We start from the raw sequence: 14,618 nt of genomic DNA, 5'->3' as shown, positions 1-14,618 counted from the left end.
GAGAAACAGAAATCTGCAGTCTCAAATCTCAAATCTTAAATCCACAATCTTGAATCTTGAATCTGCAATCTCAAATCTACAATCTCAAATCCCAAATCTTACTTAATCAACTCAAAGCTTCTCTTTACAAAAGCAGTCAGTTCTTCACCTTTTAATAGGTTTTGAGACAGTTTTGCCAAATCAAGTGCTTGTTTAACCAAGGCTTCCTGATGTGACTTGTCTTTAGAATTCAATATGTTGGAAGCCAATTCATGGTTGGTGTTAACCACCAGATTGTACATTTCCGGCATGTTGCCCATTCCAAACATACCGCCGCCTCCGGTCTGGCTCATTTCTTTCATGCGGCGAAGAAATTCGGGTTGTGTAATCACAAATGGTGCCGACTGGCTGTCTAACGCTTCCAATTGGATAGAATATTTCTTATCCGAAATAACGCCCTCCAGTTCGGTTTTAAGCTTTTCTTTTTCCTCATCAGAAAGTTTGGAAATCGTTTCTTCTTCTTTCTTGATTAGGTTATTAATATGGTCGGCATCAACACGCGCAAATGTCAGCTTTTCATTATCAGCCTCCAATTTTTGGATAAGGTGTGAAATGATTGGCGAATCCAAAAGCAATACTTCATAGCCTTTAGCCTGAGCTTCGGCTATATAACTGTGTTGTGCGTCTTGGTTAGAAGCATATAAAATGACAAGATTGCCATTTTTGTCGGTTTGCGTTTCTTTTGTTTTCTCTTTTAACTCCTCCAGCGTATAATATTTGCCGTCAACGGTTGGATATAACGCAAATGCGCCTGCTTTCTCGTAAAACTTAGGCTCAGACAGCATTCCGTATTCCAATACAATTTTAATATCATTCCATTTTTGCTCAAAATCTTCGCGATTTTCTGTGAAAAGCGATTTCAGCTTGTCGGCTACTTTTCGGGTAATGTAATTGGAAATCTTTTTCACGGCACCGTCAGCTTGGAGGTACGAACGTGAAACGTTTAACGGAATGTCCGGAGAATCGATAACTCCTTTCAGCATGGTCAGGAATTCAGGTACAATTCCTTCCACATTGTCGGTTACGAAAACCTGATTCTGATACAGCTGGATTTTGTCTTTTTGTATCTGAAGGTCGCCTGTCATTTTTGGAAAATACAGAATTCCGGTCAGGTTAAAAGGATAGTCAACATTCAAATGAATATTGAAAAGCGGTTCTTCAAACTGCATCGGATACAATTCCCTGTAGAAATTCTTATAATCTTCATCCGTAAGGTCAGACGGCTGTTTGGTCCATGCCGGATTCGGATTATTGATGATGTTATCCACTTCAATAGTTTCGGCTACATAATCATCCGGGGCATTTTCCGGTTTTGGAAGCGTTTCTGTTCTTGTTCCGAATTTGATTGGAACAGGCATAAACTTGTTATACTTCTGCAACAATCCTGAAATCCTTCCTTCTTCAAGAAATTCCAGAGAATCTTCTGCAATATGCAGTATGATTTCGGTTCCGCGTGAAGTTTTGTCGGATGGTTCCAATGTAAATTCAGGACTTCCGTCACACGTCCAATGAGCAGCCGGTTCGTCTTTATAGGATTTAGTAATGATTTCCACTTTTTCTGCTACCATAAATGCAGAATAGAAACCAAGACCAAAATGTCCTATAATTCCTGAATCTTTGGCAGAATCTTTATATTTTTCAAGAAATTCTTCCGCTCCGGAGAAAGCCACCTGATTGATGTACTTTTCTACTTCTTCTGCCGTCATACCCAAGCCCTGGTCAATAATATGGATTTTTTTACCATCCTTGTCAACCTTTACTTCGATAATTGGATTTCCATATTCCACCTTTGCCTCGCCAATATTAGCAAGATGCTTTAGCTTTAAAGTAGCGTCTGTTGCATTGGAAACCAGCTCACGTAAGAAAATTTCATGGTCGCTGTATAAGAACTTTTTGATAAGCGGGAAAATGTTTTCTACCGAAACATTAATTTTTCCTGTTGTCATAAACTATTGATATTAATATTGTTAATTATTTTCGGTATTTCCATTTTCAAATAGAATACCAAATATTATTAAAGTGACAAATTGGCTGAATTGTTAATTTTAAGATAATAAAATTGAAATTTTAACATTTCAAAATCAATCCATTGTATATTTGTAGTGTAAATAAACTTTAAAAATACCAATCTATGAAAAAATTAATCTTATTTGGAGTTTTTGCATTACTATTTGCATCGTGTAAAACTTCATCAATAACTAACACTAAGACAGATAGGTCTTCACAGGTTGCAATTAAAGGAAACTGGGTTATCAGTTCTGTTAGTTATCCCGGTTCAGAATACATTAAGGTAAATTCGTTTCAGCTTGCTGATTCGCAATGTTTTGTAGGAAGTACATGGAAATTCATTTCGAACAACAACAAGGGAGAAATGGCATTGACCAAAATGGGATGCCCTGCATTTAGCTCACCAATTACGTGGTTTGTCAACAAAGACGGACAATTTGTCCTAAAAGTTCTTGATGCGGGTGAAAAAGCAAAAAGAGTTAGAGATGGTTATGTATTAGGCGTAGCTAACCAGTCAGAAAACTCATTCCAGTTGATTGACAAAATTGACGTAGGAGGAAAACTGACAGATGTTGTATATCAATTCACAAAAGTAAACTAATCCAAAAACAATAATCGATATGAAAAGAATTGGAATATATTCATTAGCATGTTTATTTGCTATAGGTACGTTTTTTACAGGCTGTGAGTCTGCAAAAAATATGAATAATACTCAAAAAGGAGCCGGTATTGGTGCTGCTGCAGGTGCTGTAATTGGTGGTATTTTGGGTAACAATATAGGTAAAGGCGGTAATACTGCTTTAGGTGCTGTTCTTGGAGGTGTTGTTGGTGGAACCGTTGGAGGTGTTATTGGGAACAAGATGGACAAACAGGCCAGAGAAATTGATAATGCGCTTCCGGGAGCCGAAGTAGAAAGAGTAGGAGAAGGAATCAAATTGACATTAAATGAAAATGCGGTGCGTTTTGATACTAACAAATCAACTCTGACAGCTACGGCTAAAGCGAATCTGGATAAACTGGTTACTGTGTTTAATTCTTATCCTGATACTAACATTCAGATATACGGATATACAGACAGTACTGGTCCGGCTGACTATAACCTGAAATTGTCTGGTGAAAGAGCAGCTTCTGTAAAGAATTATTTGGTTAGCAAAGGTATCAATGCTTCCCGATTCAATACAACAGGTTTAGGAATTGCTGACCCAATCGCTACAAACGATACTCCTGAAGGAAGGTCTCAAAACCGTCGTGTTGAATTTGCAATTACGGCAAATGAGAAAATGGTACAGGATGCCCAAAAAGAAGTGAAAAACTAAATTATACAATAATATAGTTGCTAAGGCCGTCTAAAAAGACGGCCTTTTTTTGTGCCTGTAAATAAAGTTTAAATCGTGATGTTCTTAGCGTCTTAGCGTAAAAATAATTGCTCGCAAAGCCGCAGTTTTTTGGATGCTCTTTCGCTATACATAAACTTCTGTAATCTGTGTAATCACTCTAATCTGCGGCTAAATAAAAAACAACCGAAATTCACTTTTTCAAATTGGCACAAAATTCTCAATAGTGATTTTTAGAGTTTTAGTTCAAATTTTTTGAAAGATATTTAACAGATGTTTATATGTTTCAGAAATAATTGAAATGTACCTTTACTGTACAATCTAAAAAAGAGGTTTATCATGGCAACAGCAAAGAATTCAAAGTCAAAAAAACAGCTAATTGATGACGACCAGCTAATTGAAATGTATATGAACACAGTTCTCGAAAAAAATGAAGCTCCCAAAAACGTCTATCTTTTTTGCAAAGAAAACACCGTTGAAGAAGCTGATTTTTATTCCTTCTTTAATTCACTGGATGCACTGAAAGAAACAATCTGGGTCAAATTTTTTGAAAATACTATAAATACCTTACATAAGGATACAAATTATGCAGGTTATGAAAACAGAAACAAGCTATTGTCGCTGTATTTTACATTCTTTGAAATCTTAACCTTAAACAGGACGTATGTCTATTATGCCCTGAAGGATAATAAGGAAGGGCTTCGTAATCTCAAACAATTGACATCGCTACGAAACCATTTTAAGGATTATATCGTAGATATATTAAAATCTGCTGAAACCGAAAAAGACAGCAAGATTAAAAAAGTCACGACACCTTTGTTTTCTGAAGGAGCCTGGCTTCAGTTCTTATTCATATTGAAGTTTTGGCTGGACGACAGGTCAAAGGGATTTGAGAAAACGGATATTATGATTGAGAAAGCCGTAAAGGCCACTTTTGATATTTTGGATACCACACCGTTGGAAAGCCTGTTTGACCTGGGCAAGTTCATTTGGAAAGAAAGAGTATAAGTTGAGGACGAGATGAAGACATTAGATAAAATACCCGTAAATAAAATTGAAAGGGCAGGCCAGCTGGTAAAGACCGGAATTAAGGTGGGAGGTAATTATATAGCCTATTATGGTGAAAAAATTGTCAATCCGTCCCTGACAAAAGAAAAGCTGAATGAAAATAATGCCGAAGATATCTATGACGGATTGAAAAACTTAAAAGGCAGTGCTTTAAAAGTAGCCCAAATGCTAAGCATGGATAAAAATATTATGCCGCGGGCTTATGTAGAAAAATTTTCACTGGCACAATTTTCAGTTCCGCCCTTATCAGCACCCTTGGTCAGAAAGACGTTTAAAAAATACCTGGGCATGTTTCCCGAAGAAATATACGATTCCTTTACGGCCGATTCTGTGAATGCAGCAAGCATTGGACAAGTCCATAAAGCAACTAAAAACGGAAAAAATTTGGCTGTAAAAATCCAGTATCCGGGCGTGGCAGACAGTATTAGCTCTGATTTGGCTATAGTCAAGCCTTTTGCTATCAAGATGTTTAACCTTCAGGGTAAGGATTCTGAACGCTATTTTAAGGAAGTCGAAAACAAGCTGTTAGAAGAGACCGATTATGAATTGGAATTAAAACAAGGTGTTGCCATAGCAGAGGCGTGTAGCGGGATTGCCAATCTGAAATTCCCGAAATACTATCCGGAATTGTCCTCTAAAAAGATTATTACAATGGATTGGATGGATGGCGAACATTTGTCAGAATTCGTGGCCCACAATGAAAACAGAGCAAAAGGCGATAGCATTGGCCAGGCTTTATGGGACTTTTATATGTTCCAGATGCATCAGTTAAGACAGGTTCATGCAGACCCGCACCCGGGCAATTTTTTAATTGATAAGGAAGGAAACCTGATAGCGATTGATTTTGGTTGCATAAAACAGGTTCCGGAAGATTTTTATATACCGTATTTTGAATTGGCCCGACCTGAAATTATGGATAATCAAAAGCTTTTCCTTGAGAAATTATATGAGCTGGAGATTTTGCGTAAAGATGATACAGCAGAAGAAGTAGCCTATTTTTCAGAACTATTCAACAGGCTTTTACGCTTGTTTACAAAGCCCTATCAAACGGATGCTTTTGATTTTTCTGACGAAGACTTTTTTAGTGAGATGGCACAACTTAGCGAAGAATACAGTAAAGATTCAAAACTTAGAAAAATGAATGGTAATAGAGGGTCAAAACACTTTTTGTACATCAACAGGACTTTCTTCGGATTGTACAGCCTGTTGCATGATTTGAAAGCAAGAATCAGTACAGAAAATTATAAAAAATACATGAAAGATTAAAATTTTTGTTTTTAATGGTTGGTTAGGTTGTAAGAGCGGTTTTCATACGTGAAAATCGCTCTTATTTTTTATGAAAAAATGTAACTTTTTATCACCCTAATGTGTTGATTAGATGATTTTAATAACAAAAAGAAAGATTAAACTTACTTTTTTTATTCTTTTTCTCTCCCATAATTAAAAAAACTTATCAACACAAAGAGTCAAATATTGTAGTTCAGCGATACGGAAATGTAGTTAGTCGTCATTATTCTTAAAAAAAAATTCATAGTCAGTATTTATGTTAAAACAGTTTGGTTTTATCATAAATTTCGATGTTAAACCCCTTTGACTATGAAAAATAATTACAAAAATTTATCAAATGATGAATTTAGAAGCATTCCCCATGCAAAAATTCTTCAATTGATTTTAATGCTGTTTGTCTCTTTGACAGCATATGAAAGTTTTGGACAGGGAGCAAGTTGTGCCACAGCAACAGTTCTTTCGGTAAATACTGAATATAGAACCATTTCTAGTATTTCTGACGCTACCGTAAATGACCCTACAGCCGGTGCCTGTAATGGGCAGACTCTCTTAAGTGATGGTTGGGTAAGATTTGTGGCCACAAGTTCTGAAGCGCGAATAGTGGTAATTGCCAACAATAGAAATCTAATTTTATATGGTTATTCTGGTACGTGTGCCTCGCTTACTCAAATTGGTTGTGCAAATGTTACCACAGTTAACGGAACACAGACAGAAACATTAACTTTAACTGCATTGATACCAGGTGATTCTTACTTTATTCGGATTGGAAATGGTGGAACTAATACCATGAATATTAACTCCTTGGTAATTTTAACAAACAATAACTGCAATGTAGCTAATTCGTTAACCGTTAATTCTGGGACAACCTGCTCTACATCAACTGTAGGTACTACTGTAGGAGCAACACAGAGTATTGCCGCCATATCCTGTGGCGGATTTACAGGAAATGCAGATGATGATGTTTGGTACAGTTTTGTAGCTACCGGTACGACTCATATTATAACTGCTACTCCGGCGGCTACTTCAGGCATAGACGATATAGTATTGGAACTTAGAACCGGAGCCTGTAATGGAACCAACTTAGCCTGTTCTGATTCTACAACAGGAACGGGTACCGAAACTATTACTGCAAACGGTCTGACATCTGGAAATACTTACTATGTCCGGTTATACAATTATAATAATGGCTCGGGTCAGGGTGGTTTTACGATATGTGTCACTACTCCAGTAGCGCCATCAATTACAAGCTTAAGCGCAACTAATGGTTGCGTTGGAAGTTCGTTAACCATAACAGGAACCAATTTATCTGGTGCAACGGGTGTTACTATTGGTGGTACAGCAGCTACAATTACTAATAATACGGCCACTTCAATTACTGTGACGGTTGGTACCGGAACTACTGGTAACGTGGTTGTGACCACTGCGGGAGGAACGGCAACGTCAGGTACTTCATTTACAGTAAACGCTTTGCCGGCCACTCCAACCGGTCTGAGCAGTAATTCCCCGCAATGTGCTTCTCCGGGTGTGACCTTTACAAGAGGGGCTCCGCCTGCGGGAGTAACATGGTATTGGCAGACCACAGCAACAGGCACTTCGACTGCAAATAGCGGAGTTACTTATAATGTAACGACAGGTGGAACTTATTATATTCGTGCCCAAAACAATACAACAGGCTGCTGGAGTACAAATTCCGCAAGTTTAGTAGCCACAATAAATACTACACCAGGCACAGCAACAGGGCCTTCTCCTGCCAATGCCGCAACAAGTGTCTGCTATTCAGGAACGGGAGCTGTCAATACGCTGACATGGACAGCGGTATCCGGAGCAACCTCTTATGATGTTTATTTTGGTGCAGGAAGTTTGCCGGGAACCATTACGGCTAATGTAACTACGGCCAGTTATGGTACAGGAACATTGGCAGCATCTACAACGTATTATTGGAGAATAGTGCCAAGAAATAGTTGTGGTATTACAACAGGAACGCCAACAACATGGAGTTTTACTACGAATGCAACAATGTGTTATTGCGCTTCCACATCAACCAATAACAACGAATACATTTCAAGAGTGGTTTCAGGCGGATTTAGCAATACGAGTGCCCAGACAGGCTATAGAGATTATACAAACCTGGGCTCTATAGCATCTGTAATGCAGGGAACTGCTACATCAACAATAAGAGTAACCACTTCCAATGGACATGCCAATGACAACCTATATCTTTTTGCAGATTGGAATCAGGATGGGGATTTTGCTGATGCAGGAGAGACAGTAACAGGTCCGGTAAGTGCATCGGGAAGCGGTACTTATACGTTGACTGTTACAGTACCGGCCGGAGCAACAATCGGAACTACTAGAATCAGGATAAAATTGATACGAAATACCAATGCTACTCCATGCCATACCTCATTCAACAATGGTGAAGTAGAAGACTATCTAATTACCGTAATTCCGTTATGTTCGCATACGGTTACGGCTACTTCCGGAAGTAGCTGCGGACCGGGAACAGTAACCTTAACAGCTACAGGTGGAGCCGGAACTACAGAATACAGATGGTATGAATACATTAGCAGCGGAAGCCCGGTTGCGGTTACACCAACAGGCTCGTTTGTAACTCCATCATTGAGTGTCACAAAAACCTATTATGTAACGGCTTACAACGGCGTTTGTGAAAGTCCGAGATTTCCTGTCAACGCTTTTGTATATCCTGCTCCTTCATCATCTGTAACCCCGGCTGCCGCGAGTTTGTGCGATGGGGTGATTGAACTGGTAGCTACAGGAAGCAATTCCGGAACTACAGATACGCTTTTCTACGAAGACTTTGAAGTGTCTACATCCACGTTAATGATGTTGCAGGATTATGGTTCCTCTGCTAACGGATACTGGTATATTGAGGAAAGTCCAAGTCAATACATCAGTTACGAAACGATAAGTTCAGGAAGCAATTTCGGAGCAATTGACTCTGCTTATGATTTAAATGGTTTTTCAAATAATGCACTAACTATGAGTGCGGCAATCAGTACTTATAATTATACCTCATTGGCCCTTACTTTCAGGCATTATTATGACTATGATAATTATCAGGCTCCGGACCAGGCTATTATTGAAGTCAATACGGATGGTGATTTAGATGGTATCTGGACAGCCATACAAACCTATACCAGCGACCAGGGAAGCCCGACAAATTTTGCCACTGCAACCATTGACCTTTCGGCTTATATCAATCAGCCTAACCTGAGAGTCCGCTTCAGGTATTATTCAGGCTGGAATTATGGCTGGAATGTTGACGATATCAGAATTACAGGAACTTCAGTTCCTTCCCCTGTAGCATGGACTCCAATTGCCGGACTGTATACTGATTCTGCTTTGACGATTCCTTACACAGGTGGAAATAGTGCAACGGTGTATGCCTATCCGGATGCAGCGCAGACCTATATAGCCACTGTAACAAACGGTTCAGGATGCCAGGCAACCGATACGGCAGTTATTTCCGGAAGTTCTAACATTTGGAACGGGACATCCTGGAGTTCGGGAACAGCACCGGTAGCCGGAACCGAAAAGATAATCTTTAACGGAAATTATAGCTCTACAGGCGATATTTCAGGATGCCTGCTTCAGGTAAACAGCGGTAATGTGGTTATTAATGCAGACAATACGGTTACTGTTGCAAATCAGGTGAGAATAAATCCTGCGGCTACATTCACATTGGAAGATACGGCCAGCCTTTTACAAACTGCCGGCACAACCAATACCAATATTGGCATCATCAGGTCAAAACGCAGAACGCAACCGGTAAAAAGGCTCGATTTTACATATTGGTCTTCTCCTGTTGCCGGACAAACATTGTATAATTTGTCGCCAGCAACAATGGCAGATAAATATTATAGCTGGAATCCGGTCAGCCAGGCATGGGTGACGCACATGAACGGGAATACGACCATGACAGATGCAAAAGGTTATATTGTGAGAGCGCCACAGAGTTTTTCTACTACATCGGCAGTACAATATGAGGCTATTTTTCAGGGTGTGCCAAATAATGGCGATATCACCATTCCGGTTTATGGAAACACCAGCACTTTGCCGGCAGATTATAAATGGAACCTGATAGGGAATCCGTATCCGTCTGCAGTAGATTTGGACGAATTTCTTTCTTATGCCAACAATGTTGCTGCATTAGATGGGACAATCTATTTGTGGACGCACAATTCAGCGCCAAGTAATGCTGTTCCGGGCGACCAAACCTATAATTATACGTCAAATGACTATGCGACTTACAATTTGTCCGGAGGAGTCGCCACATCGCCGGCAACACCTGATCCTTTAAATCCTGAAATCAGCGATAATTTTAATGGTGCTACACCAACAAAATATCTGGCTTCAGGACAGGCATTTTTTGTGAGAGGTCTTGGGAATCTTCCCGCAAGATTTACCAACGATATGCGAATACAGGATGAAAACAACCGATTTTACAGAAATATGAATCCTGTTAAACGGAATGCTGCCAGTTCAGGAATTGAAAAAAACAGGTTCTGGCTCAATCTTAGAAATAATCAGGGTGCTTTTAACCAGACACTGGTTGGATATATAGAAGGTGCTACCAATGGTTTGGACAGAGGTTTTGACGGTAGTCTTTTTGGAGGTAACCATGTTACTATTTATTCTATAAACGATTCGCAAAAATTGGCGATACAAGGTCGTGCACTTCCTTTTGATAATTCAGATGTAGTCAATTTGGGAATCAAAACGACTATTGCCGGAGCCTTTACCATCAGCCTGGATATGCTGGACGGACTGTTTGTAAATCAGGATATTTACTTGAAAGATAATCTTCAGAACGCTATCCATAATCTCAAATCAGGGCCTTACAGCTTTACGACAGGGATAGGAACATTTGAAAACCGATTCCAGATAGTTTACAGAAATGAGGCTTTGGGAATTCCGGAATTTAATCCTGAAAGTATCGTAATCTATAAAAAAGATAAGGATGTTATTGTTACCTCCGGAATAGCAACCATAGAAGGAGTAAAAGTTTTTGACATTCAGGGGAGATTGTTGTTTGACGCACAAAAAATCAATGCTTCTGAAAAAGTAATCAAGAGCCTGCCTCCAACAGACCAGGTATTGATTGTTCAGGTTGTTACAACAGAGGGAATACGAATTTCCCGAAAAATACTTTATTAGAACTGTACCCGCATTCAATAGAAACAGCCTTTGAGAAATTTTCCCAAAGGCTGTTTTGTTTGTAATTTGAGTCAGATTAGAATTTAAATCCTAAACCAACCTGGAATACGGAATTTTTTGCGTCGGTATCCTTAATAACCTCATTAAAACTATGGTTGTATCTACCGTTGATGAATAAACCTCCGTCAAACTGGAAGGTAAGTCCGGCTGCCAAACTCATGTCAAAATCATTGACCTCGTCTAGCTCTTCTCCGGCGTTTCCATCATTATTGTCCAGGTCGATTTTTTCGTTAATCTTAAATCCGAACTGCGGACCGGCTTCGATACTAAATCCTTTCACAATATAAAGCTTTGCCAATATAGGAACATTAATATAGTCCAATTGGTACTCAGCAGTATAATTGTTTCCTAAAAAGGAATAATCCCTTTCAAAACCTTGTCGCGAATAAATCACCTCCGGCTGGATAGAGAAGGAATCATCAATAAGCGGAATTTCGGCTATGGCACCCACATAAAAACTTGTTCTTGCGTCAGGGCCTTCGTCAAAATCACCTTTTGTAACTGTAGAATAATTTAAACCGGCTTTTACTCCAAATCCTGCCTCATTAAATGAACCTGAAGATTGTGTAGTTTGCGCATAAGTTGCCATCCCGGCAAGTAATAACACATTAGTCGAAATAATTTTTAATAGCTTCATAATTAAATTATTTTTGTTAGTTCTTATGTTAAATTACGACATTTATTATGCCAGCATAGTACTATTAACATAACTTTGACAGATGGCAAATTGGGCAACTTACATTAAAAATTTTCAGTCTTTCCTGAAGATAGAAAGAGGATTGTCACAAAATACGATTGACAATTATACTTTTGATATTGAAAAGATGGTTTTGTATTTATCTGAAAATCAGATGAATGAAAGCCCTGTTTCGGTTTCTGATGAAACGATACAGCAATTTATTTATGAAGTTTCTAAAACCATAAATCCCCGTTCGCAAGCCAGGATAATTTCCGGATTAAGGAGTTTTTTCAATTATATGATTTTTGAAGATTACAGAAATGATAATCCGATGGAACTTGTGGAAATCCCCAAAATAGGACGAAAACTCCCCGATACTTTGTCTACAGATGAAATAGATAAAATTATTGGTGCCATTGAACTCAATACAGACCAGGGCGAAAGAAACCGCGCCATGCTGGAAACCCTGTATGGCTGTGGTCTTAGGGTTTCAGAATTGATATCGCTGCGCATTTCCGATTTGTTTTTTGAAGAAGGATTTATAAAAGTAAAAGGAAAAGGCGACAAGCAGCGTTTCGTGCCTATTGGAAATCTTACACAAAAATATATCGACATATACAAAACGACTGTACGGTCACATCTCGATATTCAAAAAGGACATGAAGACACGCTGTTTCTTAACAGGAGAGGTAAACAGCTTACCCGTGCGATGGTTTTTACGATAATCAAAGACCTGGCGGTAAAAATAAATCTTAAAAAGACAATCAGTCCGCATACCTTCAGGCATTCTTTTGCCACACATCTTCTTGAAAATGGTGCCGACCTGCGTTCCATTCAACTCATGCTCGGACATGAATCAATTACCACAACAGAAATCTATGTCCACCTCGACAGAAGGCATCTTACCGATGTTATGAATGCATTTCATCCAAGAAAATAACCGTTAAACGATTTTGTGTTTTTCTAAGGAAGATTTGACATTTTGGTGTATACTTTTGTTGCACCTAACCAATATGTTAACCCTTAATGGCGTTCGAGAATTACGTTAATTCAAATGAATCGTACACTTCGAATCAATTTTATGAAAAACTTCTGAGAGAAATCCCGGATTTGATTTTTCAGTTTAAAATTGAGAAAGACAACACTTACAGCATGCCGTTTGTAAGTCATTCCGCCATGGAAATTTATGGTTTTGACAAAGACTTTCTGGAGCACGATGCCGGTCCGATCATCACGGAACGCATTCTTAAAGAGGATGTGAAAGGATTTTTAAAATCAGTACTTAAATCAAGGGATACATTAACAAGATGGAACCATGAATACAGGGTTCAGCTTCCAAAAAAAGGAGTCCGTTGGCTGAAAGGTTCAGCCAAACCGGAAGCCATGAAAGATGGAAGCGTTGTGTTTTATGGCCGCATTACCGATATAACGGCAAATAAGGAACAGGAGTTGAGGTTAGTATTATCAGAAAAACGCTTTGAATTTGCACTGGAAGCTTCTATGGGAGGTGTCTGGGATTGGAATCTTGTAAACAATACTGTTTTCTATTCCGAACAATCCATGAAGATTTTGGATTTGGATGAAGCCGAAGGAATTAATTCTTTTGAAAATTGCATTTCTAAAGTACACCCTGACGACCAGAAAGAATATCTGACCGATATCGACATGCACCTGAAAGGAATAACAGATGTATACGAAAACCTGCATAGGGTTAAAGGCAGAAAAGGAACCTATAAATGGATTCTTGACCGTGGTAAAGTGATTGAACGCGACAAATCAGGCAAGCCGTTAAGAATTATAGGGACGCATACGGATATTTCTTCACAGAAGGAGAGGGAAGACGAGCTGAAAAAGACACTGGATATTGTGAGTGAACAAAACAGCAGGCTCTTGAATTTTGCCCATATCGTTTCGCACAACCTGCGCTCGCATGCCGGAAACTTTACCATGCTTTTGGATTTGGTAGATGATATTCAGGATTCCGGTGAAAGGGAGGAAACCTTGCAGCATTTAAGGACTATTTCTAATGATTTGACCCAAACAATCGAACATTTGAATGAATTGGTCAACATACACACCGAAATAAAAATTGCTCGCGAAAACTTAAATCTTCATGAGTTTTTTCAACGAACTTTAAATGTTTTGAGCGAGAAGATAAACAAACATGACGTAAAAATTATCAGTCTGATTCCGGATGATGTTCAAATCAATTATAATCCGGCTTATCTGGAAAGCATACTTTTGAATTTTACAACCAATGCAATAAAATATTCCCATCCGGACAGGAGATTGGAAATTACCTATCAGCTTACTTATGAAAAAGGTAAAAAGGTATTGACTATTTCTGACAACGGGCTTGGTATAGATTTGGAAAAATATAAAGATTCGCTTTTTGGAATGTATAAAACATTTCACCAGCACCCGGATTCCAGAGGAATTGGCCTTTTCATTACAAAAAATCAGGTCGAGGCTATGGGAGGTAAAATAGAAGTTAAGAGTAAAGTGGGAGAAGGTACCGCATTTAAAATATATTTTAATGAAAAAGTTTAATGATGTTTTTGTAGTTGATGATGATAAAGTTTATCATTTTATATTAAAAAATTTACTGAAGAGAAATAATATTGAAGTCAACTCAAGATTTTTCGAAAACGGGCACGATGCGATAGAAGGCCTGAAGGAAAATTCTAAAAACGGCACTACACTCCCGGATTTGATTCTTTTGGATATCAATATGCCGGTTATGGACGGATGGCAGTTTCTGGAAGAGTTTCGTAAAATAAAAGGTTCGCTGAATAAAGAAACCGTAATTTATATGGTGAGCTCCTCCAACAGTCCTTTTGACTTGGATAAGGCAAAAGATTTTCCTAATGAAATAAAAGACTATTTCCTGAAGCCTGTCTGTCTGGAAGACATCTGCAGAATATTCTTAAACTAAATACTATAAAAAAAGCTCCTCATTTGAGGAG

At 38.6% G+C, this 14,618-nt stretch carries 10 protein-coding genes; 8 read left to right on the top strand and 2 right to left on the bottom strand.

Translation table 11 applies throughout. The features are described 5' to 3' along the window. Positions 1-98: 98 nt before the first annotated feature. Positions 99-1,985, bottom strand: a complete 1,887-nt coding sequence (htpG, locus tag BGO88_RS14700; RefSeq protein WP_286707366.1) for a molecular chaperone HtpG — start codon at positions 1,983-1,985, stop codon at positions 99-101. 185 nt (positions 1,986-2,170) lie between these two features. On the opposite strand from htpG, the gene BGO88_RS14695 reads away from it, so the two are divergent. The 5 genes from BGO88_RS14695 (at position 2,171) to BGO88_RS14675 (ending at position 10,913) form a co-directional block, all read left to right on the top strand. Then, positions 2,171-2,647, top strand: a complete 477-nt coding sequence (locus BGO88_RS14695) for a lipocalin family protein (protein ID WP_056068536.1) — start codon at positions 2,171-2,173, stop codon at positions 2,645-2,647. A 19-nt stretch (positions 2,648-2,666) separates the two neighbouring features. After that, the gene (locus BGO88_RS14690) at positions 2,667-3,362 is read left to right on the top strand and encodes a YiaD family glycine zipper/OmpA-like lipoprotein (RefSeq protein WP_056068534.1); all 696 of its coding nucleotides are present in this window, start codon (positions 2,667-2,669) and stop codon (positions 3,360-3,362) included. Between the two features lie 357 nt (positions 3,363-3,719). Further along, entirely contained in the window at positions 3,720-4,388 is a 669-nt protein-coding gene (locus tag BGO88_RS14685; protein WP_286707365.1) for a TetR family transcriptional regulator C-terminal domain-containing protein, read from the top strand. Positions 4,389-4,400: 12 nt separating this feature from the next. Next, complete coding sequence (locus BGO88_RS14680) at positions 4,401-5,714, top strand: ABC1 kinase family protein (protein WP_286707364.1); 1,314 nt, start codon at positions 4,401-4,403, stop codon at positions 5,712-5,714. 330 nt (positions 5,715-6,044) lie between these two features. Continuing rightward, positions 6,045-10,913, top strand: coding sequence for a RemA C-terminal-like gliding motility protein (locus tag BGO88_RS14675; RefSeq protein WP_286707363.1), 4,869 nt, complete (start codon positions 6,045-6,047; stop codon positions 10,911-10,913). 76 nt (positions 10,914-10,989) lie between these two features. On the opposite strand, the gene BGO88_RS14670 is transcribed toward BGO88_RS14675, so the two are convergent. Further along, positions 10,990-11,610 (bottom strand): porin family protein, encoded by a 621-nt coding sequence (locus BGO88_RS14670; protein WP_056068527.1) that lies wholly within the window; start codon positions 11,608-11,610, stop codon positions 10,990-10,992. Between the two features lie 82 nt (positions 11,611-11,692). On the opposite strand from BGO88_RS14670, the gene xerD reads away from it, so the two are divergent. The 3 genes from xerD (at position 11,693) to BGO88_RS14655 (ending at position 14,587) form a co-directional block, all read left to right on the top strand. After that, positions 11,693-12,592, top strand: coding sequence for a site-specific tyrosine recombinase XerD (gene xerD, locus BGO88_RS14665; protein ID WP_286707362.1), 900 nt, complete (start codon positions 11,693-11,695; stop codon positions 12,590-12,592). 86 nt (positions 12,593-12,678) lie between these two features. After that, positions 12,679-14,202, top strand: coding sequence for a PAS domain-containing sensor histidine kinase (locus tag BGO88_RS14660; protein ID WP_101472731.1), 1,524 nt, complete (start codon positions 12,679-12,681; stop codon positions 14,200-14,202). Further along, a complete protein-coding gene (locus BGO88_RS14655) occupies positions 14,189-14,587 on the top strand; it encodes a response regulator (protein WP_056068520.1) in 399 nt (132 codons plus the stop codon). Before BGO88_RS14660 ends, BGO88_RS14655 begins: the two co-directional genes overlap by 14 nt. The last annotated feature ends 31 nt before the right edge of the window (positions 14,588-14,618 follow it).

It is taken from the genome of Flavobacterium sp. 38-13, from assembly GCF_001899155.1.
In the GTDB taxonomy this organism is placed as follows: domain Bacteria; phylum Bacteroidota; class Bacteroidia; order Flavobacteriales; family Flavobacteriaceae; genus Flavobacterium; species Flavobacterium lindanitolerans.
This window is presented reverse-complemented; position numbering and strand designations above follow the sequence as displayed.